Below are 17822 nucleotides of genomic sequence, written 5' to 3'. Positions count from 1 at the left end.
CTTGGTGCTCCACGCCCTGTCTACTTCCCTGCCGCCCAATAAGCCCGCGCTTTCTTCCAATGGGCTGAATCTAAGAGGTCATTCTGCCAAGGGTGTCATCTTGCCAAAGCACCCTATGGTGCAGAGCGCACCAGTGCTTCTGCTGGTTCTAGCAAGGCATTGGCCGCACGCAGTGCCGATTCGTCCAGTTGTCCAGCCAGAGCGGCCAGACGCAGGCTGTCGAGCAGCCAATCGGTGCGTGCTTGGGCCAGTGCCAAGCGGGCGCTGGCGGTGTCGTTCTCGGCGTTGAGCAAGTCCAGTGTGGTGCGGTGGCCCACTTCATGGCCGACCTGGGTGGCGTCGCGTCGCGACAAGCTGGCTTGCAGGGCTTCGTTCAGGGCTTGCACCCGCTCGTGGCCTGTGGCCAGCCCGAGCCAAGTGGCATGGACTTGTTGGGCTACATTGGCTTGGGTGCTGTCTACTTGGGCTTGGGCTTGCTCGAGTTGGCTGAGGGCTTGCGCTTGCTTGGCGCTGCGCCAGCCCCCCGTCCACAGTGGCAGCGTCAATTGCACGCCAATCAGCGCATTGCTGCCTTTGTTGCGTGCGTTGCCAAAGTCGCCGCTGCCGTGCAGCCGCTCTTGCCCAGCTTGGGCTACCAGATCCACACTGGCCGATGCACCAGGCTGGTACTGGCTGGCTTGGGCGCGCGCCAAGTCCACCCCTAGGCGCTGCATTTGCAACTCCAGGTTGCCGGTATTGGCTTGGGCCTGCCAAGTGGACTCATCCTGTGCGCCAGTGTTGGCGGTGGTGACGGGCAGTCGAGGTTGCAAGGCTTGGGGGGCCAAGCCGGTGTTGTCGGCCAGCCAACGGCGTTGCACGTCCAAACTGGTTTGGGCGGCCCACCGTTGGGCATGCAACGCTGCCAAGCGAGCGCGGGCCTCGCGGGTGTCGGTGATGGGGGCACTGCCCAAATCAAAGCGTTCTTGTACCTCGGCTGCTGCCTGTTGTACGGCAGTCAGTTGTTGGTCGAGCACGCGTACTGTCTCTTGCGCCAGGGCCAATGCCAGATAGTGCTGCGTGGTGCGCAAGATCAGTGCTTGCTGTGCCGCTTGCCATTGCAAGTCGGCTTGTTCAGCAGCCAGACGCAATTGTTGTTGCTGGGCTTTGCGCTGGGGGCTGTAAAGCGGCTGGTTGGCCTGAATGGCCCAACGGCTGGACGTGCCCCCCGTGACTGAGGTGCTGAAATCCACCCCGTTGGAGCGGTTCATGCCCGGCGCAGCAAACTGCGCGCCTTGGGTGTCGGTCTCGCTGCTGCCCACGCCTGCGGTGGCACTCAAGGTCACATTGGGCCGCCACAACGCCGTGGCTTGGTCACGCTGGGGCTGGGCGCTGGCATGGGCGGCCCGGGCCACAGCATGTTCACGGTCATGCGTTTGTGCTGCCTGCCATGCCTGAAGCAGATCGGTAGCGTGGGCATTGGGCAAACAGGTGGCCCATGCCGACAGGGCGAGCAAGGTGCATTGAAACGCTTGGCGCATGGTGTGTGTTATCTCCGGCGGGTAAAGCGGGCTTTGATCCAATAAACCACATTGGCGGCGTGTCGCGCCCAGCACGGGCACATCAGGCCGCTGCCGCTGTGCTGAACTCGTCAAAGGCCGCCGATGCCTTGGCGGCGTACATCAGCGAGGGGCCGCCGCCCATATACACCGCCATTGCCAGCACCTCGGCCAATTCGGCACGGGTGGCCCCCAGCTTGACCAATGCCTGCAAATGGAAGCCCACACATGGATCACAACGGGCTGCCACCGATAGCGCCACGGCTATCAGTTCTTTGGTTTTTTTATCCAAAGCACCCTCGGCAGAGGCCGACTTGCCCAGTGCATGGAAGGCTTGCAGCGTTTCGGGGATTTCAGTGCGCAGCTTGCCCAATTCGGCAGAGATGTCACGGGTCAAATCACGGTAAGAGTCCAGCATGGTCACACTCCAGAAGTTAGAAAAACACAAGCAAACGGGGTCAATCGGCTGCAGGGGCCGGTGCTGGGTGCAATGCGTCCAGCCGGTGGCGGTAGGCCACGTAATAGAGGATGGGAATGACCACCAGCGTGAGCAGGGTGGAGACGGCAATGCCAAAGATCAGCGAGATGGCCAAGCCGTTAAAAATAGGGTCGTCCAAAATAAAGAAGGCTCCGAGCATGGCCGCCAGCCCAGTGAGCACAATGGGCTGGGCACGGGTGATGGCCGATTGCACAATGGCCTGCTCAAAGGGCATGCCGCTGCGCACTTGCAGGTTGATAAAGTCCACCAGCAAAATGGAGTTGCGCACGATGATGCCCGCCAGCGCAATCATGCCAATCATGCTGGTGGCGGTGTATTGCGCTCCCAGCAGCGCATGGCCGGGCATGACGCCAATGATCGTTAGCGGGATGGGGGCCATGATGATGAGCGGCGTGAGGTAAGAGCCAAATTGCGCCACTACCAGCAGGTAAATCAAAATCAGTCCCACGCCATAAGCCGCACCCATATCGCGGAAGGTTTCGTAGGTGATTTGCCACTCGCCATCCCACTTCAGGGCATAGCCGCGCCAGGCGTCTTGGGGTTGGTGGATCAAGTATTCGGTCAGCGGGCCGCCATCGGGCATGGGCAGTTGGGCGATTTCGCTGCGCATGGTGAACATGCCGTAGAGCGGGCTGTCCACAGTGCCAGCCATATCGGCCACCACAAAATTCACGGGCAGCAAATCTTTGTGATAGATGGGTTGCTCGCGCACGGTGTCGCTCACCGTCACCAATTCACGAATTGGCACCAAGGCACCCGAGGCACTGCGCACCGTCAGTTGCAGCAGGGCTGCCAGATCGCCATGTTGTTCGGCGGGCAGTTGCAGCACAGCGGCGGTGGGGTATTTGCTTTCATCGTGCAGGTAGGTGGCAGCCTCGCCAGCCAGTCCGGCGCGCAGGGTGGTCACGATGGCTTGCTGTGGCACACCCAACAGGGCTGCTTTGCGCCTGTCCACCAATAGCAAGGTGCGTGGGGCCGAGGCAATACTGCTATCGTCCACGTCCACTACGCCGGGGGTTTTGGCAAACACGGCGCGCACGGCCTTGGCCACTTGGCGGCGGCCTGCTTCTTCGGGGCCGTAGATTTCTGCCACGATGGGGGCCAACACGGGGGGGCCGGGCGGTACTTCCACCACCTTGACGTTGGCGCCGTAGCGCAGGCCAATTTGCTGCAAAGCTGGGCGCACACGGGTGGCAATGGCGTGGCTTTGGTCTTTGCGCTGGTGCTTGTCCACCAAATTGACCTGGATGTCCCCTACTTCGCCGCCTGCACGCAGGTAATACTGGCGCACCAACCCATTGAAGTTGATGGGGGCAGCGGTGCCCGCATAGGCTTGGTAGTGCGTGACTTCGGGCACGGTGGCCAAATGGGCACCCAACTCGTGCAGCACGGCAGCGGTTTGCTCTACCGGCGTACCGGCGGGCATGTCTACCACCACTTGGAATTCGGATTTGTTGTCAAACGGCAGCATCTTGAGCAGCACCAGCCCAGCCACTGGCAGTGCTACCGACAGCACAATCAGCCCCGCAATGCCCAGCCCCAGCAGAGCGCGGTGGCGCGAGCCACGGTTTTTATCCAGCAGTGGCGTAAAGATGCGGGTAAACAGTGGTGTGATCTGGCCTGCCAGCCCGTGGTTTTGTGCGGGGGCGGTGCTGTCGTGCGCGGGTATGGCCTTCATCCACAAACGGGCTAACCACGGCGTCACCACAAAGGCAATGGCCAGTGACAGCAACATGCCCATGCTGGCATTGATGGGGATGGGGCTCATGTACGGCCCCATCAACCCAGACACAAACGCCATTGGCAGCAACGCAGCAATCACCGTGAGCGTCGCCAAAATAGTGGGGCCGCCCACTTCATCTACCGCACCAGGAATGATCTGCGCCAGCGTTTTGCCAGGGTACAGCTGTTGGTGGCGGTGGATGTTTTCTACCACCACGATGGCATCGTCCACCAAAATGCCAATGGAAAAAATCAGCGCAAACAACGACACCCGATTGAGCGTAAAGCCCCAAGCCCAAGAGGCAAACAGCGTGACGGTGAGCGTCAGCACCACTGCCGTGCCCACAATCGCCGCCTCACGCTTGCCCAGTGCAATGAACACCAGCGCCACCACCGAGGCGGTGGCAAACAGCAGTTTCTGAATCAGCTTTTGCGCTTTGTCGTTGGCAGTAGCGCCATAGTTGCGCGTCTCGGTGATGTGGACGTCTGCCGGAATCACCGTGTTTTTGAGCAGTGCCACCCGTTCTAGCACGGCATTGGCTACGTCGATGGCGTTTTCCCCCGGCTTTTTGGTGATGCTGAGGGTGATGGCAGGGGATGTGGTGGCGTCTTTACCCGCCGTGCCATGCCAAACATAGCGGCTTGGGGGCAAGGGGCCATCGCGCACATTGGCAACTTCGCGCAAAAACACTGGCTTGCCACTGCGCACGCCCACCACCAGTTCGGCCACCTCGTCGGCACTGCGCAAGAAGGGGCCAGACTCGATGCTCACGGCTTGGTTGCCGCCCAGCAGTTCACCCACGGGTAGGCCCAGATTGGCCGATTGCAGAGCACGGCGCAGGTCATCCACCGTCACGCCGCTGCTGCGCATGCGGGCGGTGTCTAGCTCTACCAACACAGCACGGCCCGGGCCGCCCACCGTGCTCACTTCGCGTGTGCCGGGCACACGCTTGAGATCAGCCTCGATGCTGTGGGCCACCCGCTCCAGATCGAAGGGGCCTGCATCGGTGCGCGGGCTGTGCAGTGTGAGGGTGACGATGGGCACATCGTCAATGCCCTTGGGTTTGATGATGGGCGCCAACGTGCCCAAGCCCGCTGGCAGCCAGTCGGCATGGGAGTGTACGGTGTCGTATAAGCGCACCAGCGCCTCGGTGCGTGGTACACCCACCTTGAATTGCACGGTCAGAATAGCCAAGCCGGGGCGTGAGAGCGACATCACATGTTCAGTGCCAGTGATTTGCGACAACACCTGTTCTGCCGGGATGGCGACCATCTGTTCCACATCGCGCACGCTGGCACCCGGAAATGGCACCAACACATTAGCCATCGTGACATTGATCTGTGGCTCTTCCTCGCGTGGCGTGACCAGTACGGCAAAAACGCCCAGCAGCAGCGCCAACAGCGCCAGCAGGGGTGTGATTTGTGCGCTCTGGAAAAAACCGGCAATGCGGCCCGAAACGCCCAAGGCGTGTTTCTCAGTGGACTGGCTCATGGTGGTGGCCTCACTGTGCTGGCGCACGGCTGGCCGCTGCCGGGTCGGTGATGACGTTTTCGCCAGCCGTCAGGCCGCTCAGCACCTCTACCCTATCGCCGCTGGTGCGGCCTAGCCGCACTTGGCGCAAGCGGGGTTGGCCGCCCTCGCCTTGCACATAAATACCTGTCATTTCGGCGCGGCGCACCACCGCTTGGAGTGGCACAGAAACGGTGCCCGGACGGGCAACGGCAGCGGCAGCCCGGTCTGCCAGAGGCAACCAGAGGCGGGCAAACTGGCCCGGCACCACGCCTGCAAGGCCCGTGGGCAAATCAGCCCGGATTTGTACGGTGTGTGTGCCCGCATCTACCGTGGGCAACACTTGCACCCGTAGCGGTTGCGGCCATTGGGCTGTACCGACCACGCCAGGGAGTTCTACCTGTATGCCCGAGGCTATTTCGGGCTGCACTACCGACTGTGGCAGCGCCGCCGTGACGCGCAAGGCATTGGGGTCGTACAGGGTGAGCAGTGGCTTGCCGGGCATGGCCATATCGCCCAACACCACCGGCACCTCAGCGATGACGCCTGCATAAGGTGCGCGCACCGTGTGCAGCCCACTTTGGGTGCGGGCGGCTCCCGCCTGGGCCATTTGTGCAGTCACTTGTGCCTTGTTGGCCTTGAATTGTGCTTGGGCCTGCTCTAAAGCGGCTTGGCTGATATATTTTTTCTGGTGCAGCTGTTGCTGGCGCTGGTACTCGCGCGTGGCTACCTCCAGCGCCGCTTGGGCTGCCTGCACTTGGGCATCGACGGCAGCGGCATTTTGGTCGGCTGTGCGGGCATCCAAGCGCAACAGTAGCTGCCCAGCCTGCACCCGCTGGCCTGCCTTGACGGCCAGCTCGACCACCGCACCGGGCACCTGTGCCGCTACGACTGTCTGGCGCACAGCCTCTACGGTGCCATCAAAGCTCGTGCGGCCAGGAGTGCCTGCCGCTTGGGCGGGCACCGCTGCCAGATTGGCGGCAAGCACAACATTGGCCCCGCCAGACAGCAGCACAGCCAAGAACAGCGCAAGGAGACGAATTTTCAGCATGGGCAGCAGCGATAGGCAGGGGAAGACATAGCAGCTATTATTTGCATAAGTAGTTAAATAGTCAAATAGTTGATGAACAACGACCCCTGCCGCCACTACAGTGCGTGCTGCGTGGGTTTTTTCTCCTTTTTTCTTCTGGCTTCACAATCTATGAACCGCAACCTGTGGCTACTGGCCTTGTGCCAAGGCCTTTTTCTGACCAATAACGTGGTCTTTATCGCCATCAATGGCTTGGTGGGTCTGCAATTGGCCCCCTATGGTTGGATGGCTACGCTGCCCGTGATGGGCTATGTGGTGGGGGGCGCACTATCGACCGGGTTGGTGGCGCGCAGCCAGCGGCGCTGGGGGCGGCAGGTGTCGTTTCAGATAGGGCTGGCGGTGGCGCTGGTCTGTGCTTTGTGGTGTGCTTGGGCCGTACACAGCGGCCAGTTCATCGGGCTTTGTTTAGGCACGATGGTGGCGGGTTACTACAGTGCCAATGGCCAGCTTTATCGTTTTGCGGCGGCAGAATTGGCTGCACCCAGTTTTCGGGAAAAAGCGGTGTCGTTGGTGTTGGCTGGGGGCTTGCTGGGGGCGGTGGCTGGCCCTTATCTGGCCAACCACACGCGCAACAGCTTAGAGGCACCGTTTGTGGCTACTTACCTGGCATTGGTTGGTGTGGCTCTGTTGTCTATGGCTTGCATGGCTGCCATCCGTTTTGAGGCCATCACTTCTGCTGCTGCCAGCCAAGCCGGGCCGGGGCGGCCTTTGGCACAGCTGCTACGCCAGCCCGCTTTTGTGGTGGCTATGCTAGGGTCGGCATTGGGCTATGGTGTGATGAACCTGCTCATGGCCGCTACCCCGCTGGCTATGCAGGTGTGCGGTTATGCCTTTGACGAAGCGGCCTTCGTACTGCAATGGCATGTGGTGGGGATGTTTGCTCCTGGGTTTTTTACCGGCCACTTGATTCGGCGTTGGGGGGTGCTGCCGGTGATGGGGGTGGGGGTGTTGCTCAATCTGCTGTGTGTGTTGGTGGCGCTGTCGGGGCAAGAGGTGGCGCAGTTCACGGTTGCATTGTTTTTGCTCGGTGTGGGTTGGAATTTTCTGTTTACCGGCAGCACGACCTTGGCCTTGCAAGCCTATCGCCCCGAAGAAAAAGACCGCGCTCAGGCGGCCATTAATTTTGCAGTGTTTGCCACTATGGCACTTACCTCTTTTGCTTCTGGCGCCTTGGTGACTACCCAAGGCTGGTGGTGGTTGAACCTCGGCTCTTTGTTCCCCATCGCTATCACGGGGGCCGCCCTTCTGTGGTTGGCCCTACACCAACGCCGGGTTGCAGGGAATAGGCCACACTAGCGTTTTGTTTTCCACAGGAGATCCACATGGGTTTGCTCGATTCCGTACTCGGCGCAGTCATCAACAGCGCCACGCAGAACCAGACTGCCGGCAACGGTTCAGCGGGCGGTTGGGAGAGTTTGCTCGGTATGGCCGCCAACAACCCCCAACTGGTGCAGGTGGTGGTGGATTTGCTGGGCCAGCAAAGCCCGGTGGGAGGTTTGCCGGGGTTGTTGGCCCGTTTTCAGCAGGCTGGGCTGGGCGATGCAGTGGCTTCGTGGCTGAGCAACGGCCCCAATGCTGCCCTGTCTGGGGAGCAGTTGGGCCGGGTATTGGGCGAAGGGCCATTGGCCCAAATTGCAGCCCAACTGGGGGTGGGTCAAGGCGAGGCCGCCGGGCAACTATCGCAACTGCTGCCGGGGCTGATCGACCGGCTCACACCCAATGGGCAGTTGCCTGCTGGTGTGCCAGGCGCAGCACCCGAGCTCGAGCTGCTCGGGATGCTGGGAGAACTGTTCAAGCCCCGGAGTTAAGTGCGACTAACCGGCAGCGGCCAAGGCTGCCCGGCACATATCGGCCAGTAACAGGCTGGTTTGTTCCTCGCCTTGGGCTTGGGCATTGGCGGCCATCAACTCCAAGTCCGCTGCAAAGGCGGCTTGTCTATCCGCTGGTAACTGGCGCACTGCGGCAAACACGACCGCTCCTAGAACATTGACAATCGCTGTCAACGTTTCAGGGGTTGCGGAAAGTGGCGATTCTGCGCTGCTCATGCGATAAATTCTAGCCCGTTGGCCGCCAATCCAACCAGGTTCACATGGCTCTGATTGGCCGGTAGTGACGCTACGGTGGCTAAAAACTCAGCTTGGGTGTATGCGCCACTGTCCATCAGCCCTGTCCATTGGCTCACAGTGGTCGTGTCTGTGGGGTTGCCCATCACATTGCGGTAAAGCAGCTGGGCCAAGGCCCCATTGGAGGCACCGCCGGCAAAATCGCGCATGATTCCTGCATCTACCAGCACCGATGCTGCATCGGCCAAGCTGCGCCCCGTATCAAAGTAGTCCAGCAGCGCCCCAAGCAGGGGGCGGTTGTCCAGCCATTCCACCCCCAGTGCTGCTCCCACTATCAGGGCGGTTTTGCCGCCAGATTGGCTGACATCCATATCCAAAGCCAAATTGATATCGGCAAAGTTGAGCCGCTCCACTGACACCAAGGTGTCTATGCCATCGAGCTCTAAGTAGTCTGCCAGTGTCCAGCGGTTGGCACTGCCGGCCAAGCTGTATTCACTGCGTGTGCCTGCATACCAGGCCCAATCGATGCCATCACCACCATCAATCAGGTCATTGCCAGCACCACCTTCTATCCAATCGTTGCCCCCCAAGCCGTAGATTTGTGAGCTGCCTCCCTCGTCAATCAGCACATCCGCCAGTGCAGTGCCTTGCAGCACGCCCTGTCCACCTGTGGTGGCACGCAATGTATAAGAGCCGTTGCCTGTGGCGTAGTCGGTCACGCCGAGGTAATAGGTGCCGCTGGTAGAGGCGGTGAACGTGATTTGGGCATTGCCGTTGCCGCCGCTCTCGTCGTCAAAACCGAGTTTGGTCAGGTCAGGCCCATACAGCAGCAGGTAAGGATCGTTCAGGCCGGTGCTGCCTGAGCGCGACAGGGCAAAGGTGTAGGTGGTACCGGCGGTGAGCGCCACTTTGAACAGGTCTGCATCGTCGGCGGTACCGATGGTGCCGGAGATGGCACTCCCATTGACCACCACCTCACCCGTAGTGGCGGTAGACCACGGGTAATCGTCCTGTGCCGTCATGGCACTGAGTTGGTAGGTGCCGGTGCCTGTGTCGTAGTCCATGGCCCCCAGGTAGTAGGTGCCGCTGGTGCTGGCCGAGAACGTGATTTGGGCATTGCCGTTACCGCCGCTCTCGTCGTCAAAACTGAGCTTGGTCAGATCAGGCCCATACAGCAGCAGGTAAGGATCGGCCAAACCGGCGCTGCCCGAGCGCGACAGGGCAAAGGTGTAGGTGGTGCCAGCAGTGAGATCCACTTTGAACAGATCTGCATCACCCACTGTGTTGATATGGCCGGAACTGTTAGCCCCATTGACCACCACTTCACCCGTAGTTGCCGTAGACCACGGGTAATCGTCTTGCGAGGTCGCAGCACTGAGCCGGTAAGTGCCGGTGCCTGTGTCGTAGTCCCAAACGGCCAAGTAGTACAGGCCGGTGGTGCTGGCGGTATGGGTAATGGAGGCATTGCCATCACCTGCACTGTCGTCGTCGTAGGTGATCAGCTCCACATCGGTGCTGTAGAGTTGCAAATAGGGGTCTGTCAGCCCGCCCGCAGTGCGTGTCAGCGTAAATGTGTAACTGGTACCGGCCGTGAGGTAGACCTTGAACAAATCCGCATCGTCTTGGAAGTTGATATTGCCTTCGGTGGCTGCCCCATTGAGTGTGACCACCCCGGTGGTGTTGGTGGAGTTGCTGTAGTCGTCGTTGAGTGCCGACACCGCGGTGCTGAAGTTCCAAGCGGTGCTGCCCGTCAGGCCCGTAAACGCATTGCCCGCCAAGTCTTTTAGCACCCCAGATGCCATTTGCACATAGTAGGTGGCACCAGCGGCCAAGTCTGCCGCTGGGTTGATGGTGACGGTGTGGCCCGAGACCGAGACCTGCGTGGTGTCTGTGATGGCAATGATCTGCGCCACGCTGCCGTTGGCGTTGTGGATCACCAGATCGCCGCTGCCAGCCTGTACAGCCTCAGAGAAAGTCAAAACCAAGTTGGCACCGGCTGCCACGGCGGTGGCGTTGTCGGCGGGGGTTCGGCTCAGCAACGTTGGGGCAGTGTTGTCTTCGTGCTCAAACAACTCGTTGGCTGGGCGCAGCACATCACTGAACTGAAAATACTCTACATTCGAGAAAATGTTGATGTCTGTGGCCGCACCTGCAATGGTGTAGAGATTGCGCACTGCATCGTAATCAAAGGTGTAGTTGGCCAATGCGCCTGTCAGTATGGCGATGTCACTGCCGCCCCCACCATCGATGGTGTCATTGCCTGCGCCGCCAATCAGCACATCATCACCTTCACCACCATTGATCACATCGTCGCCAGCCCCGGCATCGATGCGGTTGGCTACGGCATTGCCGGTGATGCGATCATGACCACTGCCCGTGATGGCGTTTTCAATCACGCAGTTGGCCGCAATCGCCAAGTTGTTGCTCATGTCGTTGCACGACGAGTAGACTCCGTCTACCAGCGACAAGTTGGAGGCGCTTGCAAAGCCGCTCAGGTTGAGCGTGTCATGACCGGCGGAGTCAAAAATAGTAAGAATGGGGTGCCGGTTGAGGCTGAAATCGTACACATTGGCAGATGTGCCCGTGATGTTGCTCGCAAAACCATAGATGGTGTCATCGGTGCGCGTGGTGGTGGATGCGCCATAGATGCGTTGGATGACGGACACATCGTTGAGCATCGGCGTTTGGGGCGAGTAGTACTCACCATCCGAGGCCTGCCAGTCCGCTTGTGCCACCTCATTAGACCGCTGCGACGAGGAGCCATAAGGCCCAAAGTAAGACATGACCGACAAAACGGTGGAGTCTTGAAACGAGGAGGGTGTGAAGGCGCCCTCGCCGTTGTAATCCCCCATGTGGTTGAGCCCGAGTGCATGGCCGATTTCGTGGATCAGCGTCAGAAAACCGTAGCTGCTGATGTCCGGTGCAGTCAGTGTAGGCTCGGCACCATTGAACCAAATGCTGCCCGTTGTGGGGTAGTAGGCGTGCGCATAACCGATGTTGGAGCGCGTATAGGCAAATTCGATGTTGGAGCCGGTGGCGGTGGTCTGCCGAAAATTGGGGGCAATCAAATCGTCCCAGGTTTGCAGGGCTTGTGCCATCAACGCTTGTTGATCAGCACTGGCCATCCGGAACAAGGCTTCTTCTCCCTGAGAGTAAGCGCCGCTGGGGCTGGAGGGAAAAGCATAGGTGATGACACCGCCCGTCCACTGGTGGCCCGAATTCAGTTGGGCATAGACCTGATCGAATGTCCAGTAGGGAGTAGCCATGAGAATCGCTCCGTATCTGCCCCAATTTGGCGGGTGTGTGAAACGATTCTATCGCCGCACAGACAATGCGGGCGTAGATTTGAACCTGTAGCCCAGCCCAAAAAAATAGCGGGAGGTTCACCAGTGCGCGGGAAGCCTCGGGGTTCAGCCCGCGGTCGAGAGCGCGGACGCCGTAGGCGTCCTCATGGGGCGTTTGCTGCTCTTGGATGGATTGTTTAAAAATACCAATCGGCGCACCTGCGCAACTTGAGGCAAAGTAGGAGGGCGACCATAGACCCCCCTGCGTTTAAGCATAATGCACAGCATGGATTGCACCAAAACCCTGCGTCTGCGCATCAAAGACAAGCATGCCAAAGTGCTGTCTGCGATGGCGCGTGAGGTCAATCAGGTCTGGAACTTCTGCAATGAAACCAGCCACCGCGCCATCCGTGAGCGCCACCAGTGGCTTTCGGGCTACGACCTGCAAAAGCTGACCAACGGTTTCAGCAAGTGCGATGGGGTACACATCGGCTCGCCCACCGTGCAGCAAGTGTGTGAAGACTACGCCAAGGCCCGCAGGCAGTTCAAAAAAGCCCAGCTGCGCTGGCGTGTCTCCAATCCCCAGAGCAGCAAATACAGCTTGGGCTGGATTCCTTTCAAAGCGCGGGCCTTGCAGTACAAGGCAGGGCAAGTCGCCTTTGCCGGACAGAAATTGAGCCTTTGGGATAGTTACGGCTTGGCAGACTATGAGCTACGTTCTGGCAGTTTTAGTCAGGACAACCGGGGGCGTTGGCATCTCAATATCGTAGTCAAGGCACAAGCTAATCCTACAACGGCAACGGCAACGGCAACGGCAACGGCAACGGCAACGGCAACGGCAACGGCAACGGCAACGGCAACGGCAACGGCAACGGCAACGGCAACGGCCAGTGTGGGTATCGACTTGGGCTTGAAAGACTGTGCCACGGCGTCAAACGAAAAAAAAGAGCATGGCCGCTGGTATCGCCAACATGAATTGGAACTGGCTAAAGCACAACGGGCGCATAAAAAGCACCGGGTCAAAGCCATCCACGCAAAAATTGCCCATCAGCGCCAAGATGCGCTGCACAAATTCAGCACCACGATGGTGCGAGAAAACGCCGCCATCTTCGTGGGCGACGTAGCCAGCGCAAAGCTGGTTAAAACCAAGATGGCCAAGTCCACACTGGATGCGGGCTGGACCACGCTCAAGACGATGTTGGAATACAAGAGCCATCAGGCCGGTATCGTCTTTATGGAAGTGAACGAAGCGTATTCAACCCAAACTTGCTCGTGCTGCGGGAGCATACCCGCCAGCAGTCCGAAAGGTAGGGCGGGTTTGCGAATAAGGGAATGGACGTGCAGCGACTGCGCAGCGGTACACGACCGCGACGTGAATGCAGCACGCAACATTCTCGCGGCGGGGCATCGCCGTCTAGCAGTAGGAATCTCCGGGGTTTAGCCCGGAGAGGATGTCAATCCCGCTAACGCATGGTTGCCACGGCACTACCGGCATGGTGTGCCGGTAGTCATGCCTCCCTCTGGATCAGAGAGCGGCCAGGCGCTGCTCCAATGCAGCCTTGGTCTCGATCAGTTCCTTAGGCATGTGGTAGGACAGCAGCTCAAAGTGGGCATCGTGCGACTTGAACTCTTCGGCCCAAGCAGCTTTGTCGATGCTGGTCACGGTGTTGAACTGTTCTGCACTGAACTCCAGACCAGTCCAGTTGATTTCGGCATACTGGGGCGCTACGCCAAACATGGTTTCTTCGCCTTGGGCTTGGCCTTCGATACGGTCCAGCATCCACTTGAGTACGCGCATGTTCTCGCCATAACCGGGCCAGACAAACTTGCCCGCTTCGTCCTTGCGGAACCAGTTGACGCAGAAGATCTTGGGCAGGGTGTGGCCTTGCTCTTCGAGCTTGTGTTCCATGTCCAGCCAGTGCTGGAAGTAGTCGCTCATGTTGTAGCCACAGAAGGGCAACATGGCAAACGGGTCGCGGCGCACCACGCCTTGGGCACCGAAGGCGGCAGCGGTGGTTTCCGAACCCATGGTGGCTGCCATGTACACGCCCTCCATCCAAGTGCGTGCTTCGGTTACCAGCGGCACAGTGGTGGAGCGGCGGCCACCAAAGATAAAGGCGTCAATGGGCACGCCAGCCGGATCATCCCAGGCGCTGTCCAGTGCTGGATTGTTGGTTGCTGCTACCGTGAAGCGGGCGTTGGGGTGGGCTGCTTTGGCGCCGGTTTCTTTGGCGATGGCGGGAGTCCAGTCTTTGCCTTGCCAGTCGATCAGGTGCTCGGGCATCTTGCCAGCATCTTTTTCCATACCTTCCCACCACACATCGCCATCGTCGGTCAGAGCCACGTTGGTGAAGATGACGTTCTTGTCCAAGCTGGCCATGCAGTTGGGGTTTGTGAGGGTGTTGGTGCCGGGGGCCACGCCAAAGTAGCCGGCTTCGGGGTTGATGGCGTACATCTTGCCATCGGCATGGGGCTTGATCCAGGCGATGTCGTCGCCAATGGTGGTGACGTTCCAGCCGTCAAAGCCTGCTGGGGGCACCAGCATGGAGAAGTTGGTCTTGCCGCAGGCGCTGGGGAAGGCTGCCGCGACATGGTACTTTTTACCTTGGGGGTTGGTGACGCCCAAAATCAGCATGTGCTCGGCCAACCAGCCTTGGTCGCGGCCCATGGTGGAGGCAATGCGCAAGGCCAAGCATTTTTTGCCCAGCAGTGCGTTGCCGCCGTAGCCAGAACCATAAGACCAGATTTCGCGTGTTTCGGGGTAGTGAACGATGTACTTGACCTTGGGGTTGCAGGGCCAAGAGGTTTCGTCTTTTTGGCCTTCGGCCAAGGGCGCGCCCACGGTGTGCATGCAAGGCACAAACTCGCCATCGACGCCCAGCACGTCATACACGGCCTTGCCCATGCGGGTCATGAGCTTTTGGTTGACAGCCACGTAGGCACTGTCGGTCAGTTCAACGCCGATGTGGGCGATGTGGCTGCCCAGCGGGCCCATGCTAAAGGGCACCACATACATGGTGCGACCTTTCATGCAGCCGTCAAACAGCGGTTGCAGGGTGGCGCGCATGTCGGCAGGGGCCATCCAGTTGTTGGTGGGGCCAGCGTCTTCTTTTTTCTCCGAGCAGATGTAGGTGCGGTCTTCGACGCGGGCGACATCGGATGGGTCGGAGCATGCCAAGAAGCTGCCGGGGCGCTTGGCGGGGTTGAGCTTCTTGAAGGTGCCTGCATCGACGAGTTGCTGGCACAGGCGGTCGTATTCTTCCTGTGAGCCATCGCACCAGACGATATTGTTGGGCTTGCACAGAGCAACCATATCGGCCACCCAAGCCAACAGGCGGGCGTTTTTGACGTAAGTGGGGGCGTTGATATTCAAGCCCTGCATGGCGGGTGCATTCATCGGAGGTTTCCTTCAATTGAAAATCGGTTTTTCAAAGGAAACAAACCCGCATGGGCACGGCAGCCACGGCACAGAGAGCGGACGCTGTGCTGCCTTTGAAAAAACGGCTTGGAAGGCACCTACCGCCACACAAGGCAGACCCGGATTGGAACCACCCCGGCGGCTGGGATGACGATTTTATGAAGCTACCCGGTTTTTGTCTGTGCGTTATCTGGGATATTTATGCAAAAAAAGCATAACGTTATGCGCGTGTTTCTGTGTTCTGCTGCCAATCGGTGAAACCGCGTTGGCGCAGCACACAGGCAGGGCATTGACCGCAGCCATAGCCCCAAGGGTGGCGCACATCGCGGTTGCCGTGGTAGCAGGTGTGTGATTGCTCGATCAGGATGTCGATCAGTGCTGTGCCGCCCAGTGTCTGTGCCAGCGCCCAGGTGTGGGCTTTGTCCAGCCACATCAGCGGCGTCTCAAAGGTAAAGCGCCGCCCCATGCCCAATGACACGGCTACCTGTAAAGCCTTGATGGTGTCATCCCGACAGTCGGGATAACCTGAAAAATCGGTTTCGCACATGCCACCCACCAGTGTGTGCAGACTGCGCCTGTAGCCCACGGCAGCTGCCAACTGGAAAAATAGCAGGTTGCGTCCTGGCACAAAAGTATTGGGCAGCCCTGCGGCGGTCATGGCGATTTCGGTGTCGCGTGTCAGGGCGGTATCGCTGATCTGGCCCAGCACAGCCAGATCGATCATGTGATCCTCGCCTAACCGATGGGCCCAGTGTGGAAACTGGGCTCGCAACGCCTGCAACACGTCTTGGCGCGCTTGCAGCTCCACTTGGTGGCGCTGGCCGTAATCAAACCCGATGGTTTCGACATGGGCAAATTGTTCCAGTGCCCATGCCAGGCAAGTGGTGGAGTCTTGACCGCCAGAGAACAAGACCAGTGCATTTCCTTCGCGCATCGACATTCCTTGCGTGGGGTTGCCAGCTGCACACCCCAAAGAAAAGCCCCGCAGATAGCGGGGCCGGATTGATGAAAAAATGGGCAATTTTAGCGATTTACCTGGCAGTGCTGCTCTGAGGTGCTACACCGCTTACCTCAAGGTTGGAGCACTGTCCCTTGCACCATGCCATCCATCAAGAAGTACAGCCGGTGGTCAGTTCCTAGCCACCAGGTTTTGCCTTGTTGTGTACTGGTCAGCATTTCATCACTCATAGGCGTGAGTGCAATATCTGGTGAAAGTACCAGCGCCCCAGTGCCGTGCTGAATACGCACCGAACCGTCTGTTTGTGTTTGCAGTTCAACCTGTGGCAACGCCTGCTGAAGGATGGCATGCAATTGCACACCATCGACAAAAGCTGGATGCAGCGTTTGCACCCGCCGTTGCGCATCGGTATACAACAGACGGCCCGAGGCATCCAGCATAAAACTGGCAGGAGTGGCAGCGGTGTTGGTCGATTGCAGCCAGTCTGGGCGCAACACCCAGGTAGTCGTGCCGATGGATGCCATCAGGCTGCCGCTGCTATGCAAAGTCAGGTGTGCCTGTGTTCCCCACTGCGCCACCTGTGCTGCCAATTGTGGCAAGTCGGCGATAGCAGGAACCAAGGTGATCACCACGCCATTGATTGCTACTTCCAAACCACCCGAGGCATGTGCCGTCACGCCATAAGGACGTGTAGCGTCGATACGGATGGGCCCCACAGGCAACGCATGGATGCTGCCTTGCGGAGTGGTCAGATGCAGATTGCCCCATGGGTTTTGGGCTGTGCTGGTCACCGTGGTGCCGATAGCATCGGTCAATGCGCGTTCTACATGCTGGTACAGCGCCAAAGTGGGATCCAGTCGTGCTGACAAGCCATTGAGACGGGGCACAAATGCATTGACGGTGAGGGGAGCAACTGGAGCCAGCACTAAAGCATCTCCGGGTTGTCCGCCATCGTGATTGAGAGACCCTAGCCAATGTCCTAGCCAGTGGCCCTGATCATCCAAGCTGGCCCATTCACCGGTCATCACCACAGTCACATCAGATGCACTGGGTGCCGCCGACATGGTGGCTGCCAGCGTTCTGGCTGCGTGGCGGGCAGAGGCCCCACCACCTTGCGCTCCTGTGGACACGCTTCCCTGAGTGGGTGCAAAGTGCAAGGTATCTGTGTGGCGGCTGATTTGGATCTGCACCTGGGCTGCATGGGCGTTCAGCACCCCTCCACCTGGCAATGCCAGTAGTGGTTGCCCTATCCCGGCCGTGGTTGTCAAGGTGAGTTGACCACTCGTTATTTGCAATACCGGTGTAGGTAGTCCATTGATGAACAAAATAGTGACTCTGAGCGTGGTCGCCTGCTGGGTTTGCAATTGCAGAGCCACATTGCCAATCACCACTTCTACAGGGGACGCACTTAAGATGCCCGCTGGTAGTTCCAAGGTGGCGCCTTGGGCCGTGTTGCCACTAGGAATCAGAACACGGCTGCCCCCGGCAACCTGTACTACTCCCGCACCATTCAGCGTGGCAGTTTGACCACTGACAATTTGGCCGCTTTGCCCACCTCCAATCGTGACTGGAGCTGGTGCTGGAGCTGGTGCTGGAGCTGGAGCTGGAGCTGGTGCTGGTGCTGGTGCTGGTGCTGGTGCTGGTGCTGGTGCTGGTGCTGGTGCTGGTGCTGGTGCTGGTGCTGGTGCTGGTGCTGGTGCTGGTGCTGGTGCTGGTGCTGGTGCTGGTGCTGGTGCTGGTGCA

12 protein-coding genes and 1 pseudogene are annotated in these 17822 nt (G+C 59.4%); 3 read left to right on the top strand and 10 right to left on the bottom strand.

The window, feature by feature from the left end; all coding sequences use genetic code 11:
* Positions 1–113: 113 nt before the first annotated feature.
* The 4 genes from ACFO6X_RS08365 to ACFO6X_RS08350 all read right to left on the bottom strand — a co-directional run bounded on the left by ACFO6X_RS08365 (position 114) and on the right by ACFO6X_RS08350 (position 6317).
* Complete coding sequence (locus ACFO6X_RS08365; RefSeq protein WP_382431955.1) at positions 114–1517, bottom strand: TolC family protein; 1404 nt, start codon at positions 1515–1517, stop codon at positions 114–116.
* 82 nt (positions 1518–1599) lie between these two features.
* Positions 1600–1959 carry a carboxymuconolactone decarboxylase family protein gene (locus tag ACFO6X_RS08360; RefSeq protein ID WP_460536223.1) on the bottom strand — a complete coding sequence of 120 codons (360 nt, stop codon included), beginning with the start codon at positions 1957–1959 and terminating at the stop codon, positions 1600–1602.
* A gap of 34 nt (positions 1960–1993) precedes the next feature.
* Positions 1994–5248, bottom strand: coding sequence for an efflux RND transporter permease subunit (locus ACFO6X_RS08355; protein ID WP_382431951.1), 3255 nt, complete (start codon positions 5246–5248; stop codon positions 1994–1996).
* 10 nt (positions 5249–5258) lie between these two features.
* Complete coding sequence (locus ACFO6X_RS08350; RefSeq protein WP_382431949.1) at positions 5259–6317, bottom strand: efflux RND transporter periplasmic adaptor subunit; 1059 nt, start codon at positions 6315–6317, stop codon at positions 5259–5261.
* A gap of 150 nt (positions 6318–6467) precedes the next feature.
* On the opposite strand from ACFO6X_RS08350, the gene ACFO6X_RS08345 reads away from it, so the two are divergent.
* Together ACFO6X_RS08345 and ACFO6X_RS08340 are read left to right on the top strand one after the other, a co-directional pair.
* On the top strand, positions 6468–7652 hold the full coding sequence (locus ACFO6X_RS08345; RefSeq protein ID WP_382431947.1) for an MFS transporter: 1185 nt from the start codon (positions 6468–6470) through the stop codon (positions 7650–7652).
* Between the two features lie 26 nt (positions 7653–7678).
* A complete protein-coding gene (locus ACFO6X_RS08340) occupies positions 7679–8164 on the top strand; it encodes a YidB family protein (protein ID WP_382431945.1) in 486 nt (161 codons plus the stop codon).
* A gap of 6 nt (positions 8165–8170) precedes the next feature.
* Here ACFO6X_RS08340 and ACFO6X_RS08335 read toward each other — a convergent pair whose 3' ends face one another.
* From ACFO6X_RS08335 to ACFO6X_RS08325, 3 genes and pseudogenes are all read right to left on the bottom strand, one after another.
* Positions 8171–8401 carry a hypothetical protein gene (locus tag ACFO6X_RS08335; RefSeq protein ID WP_382431943.1) on the bottom strand — a complete coding sequence of 77 codons (231 nt, stop codon included), beginning with the start codon at positions 8399–8401 and terminating at the stop codon, positions 8171–8173.
* Complete coding sequence (locus tag ACFO6X_RS08330; RefSeq protein ID WP_382431941.1) at positions 8398–11685, bottom strand: Ig-like domain-containing protein; 3288 nt, start codon at positions 11683–11685, stop codon at positions 8398–8400. Before ACFO6X_RS08330 ends, ACFO6X_RS08335 begins: the two co-directional genes overlap by 4 nt.
* 184 nt (positions 11686–11869) lie before the next feature.
* Positions 11870–11968, bottom strand: a pseudogene (locus tag ACFO6X_RS08325) (IS200/IS605 family transposase); the annotation flags it as partial.
* Positions 11969–11989: 21 nt separating this feature from the next.
* Between ACFO6X_RS08325 and ACFO6X_RS08320 the strand changes: the two are divergent.
* Entirely contained in the window at positions 11990–13144 is a 1155-nt protein-coding gene (locus ACFO6X_RS08320) for an RNA-guided endonuclease InsQ/TnpB family protein (protein WP_382431939.1), read from the top strand.
* A gap of 84 nt (positions 13145–13228) precedes the next feature.
* On the opposite strand, the gene ACFO6X_RS08315 is transcribed toward ACFO6X_RS08320, so the two are convergent.
* From ACFO6X_RS08315 to ACFO6X_RS08305, 3 genes are all read right to left on the bottom strand, one after another.
* Positions 13229–15100: a phosphoenolpyruvate carboxykinase (GTP) gene (locus tag ACFO6X_RS08315; RefSeq protein WP_382431937.1), complete on the bottom strand. Its 1872-nt coding sequence runs from the start codon at positions 15098–15100 to the stop codon at positions 13229–13231.
* A gap of 241 nt (positions 15101–15341) precedes the next feature.
* Positions 15342–16055: a 7-cyano-7-deazaguanine synthase QueC gene (gene queC / locus ACFO6X_RS08310; RefSeq protein ID WP_382431935.1), complete on the bottom strand. Its 714-nt coding sequence runs from the start codon at positions 16053–16055 to the stop codon at positions 15342–15344.
* Between the two features lie 137 nt (positions 16056–16192).
* Positions 16193–17512: a hypothetical protein gene (locus tag ACFO6X_RS08305; protein WP_382431933.1), complete on the bottom strand. Its 1320-nt coding sequence runs from the start codon at positions 17510–17512 to the stop codon at positions 16193–16195.
* Positions 17513–17822 lie beyond the last annotated feature (310 nt).

The sequence above is a fragment of the Giesbergeria sinuosa genome (assembly GCF_042652905.1).
GTDB lineage: Bacteria > Pseudomonadota > Gammaproteobacteria > Burkholderiales > Burkholderiaceae_C > Simplicispira > Simplicispira sinuosa.
Note: the sequence above shows the minus strand (reverse complement) of the source record. Positions and strands in the feature narration are given on the sequence as shown.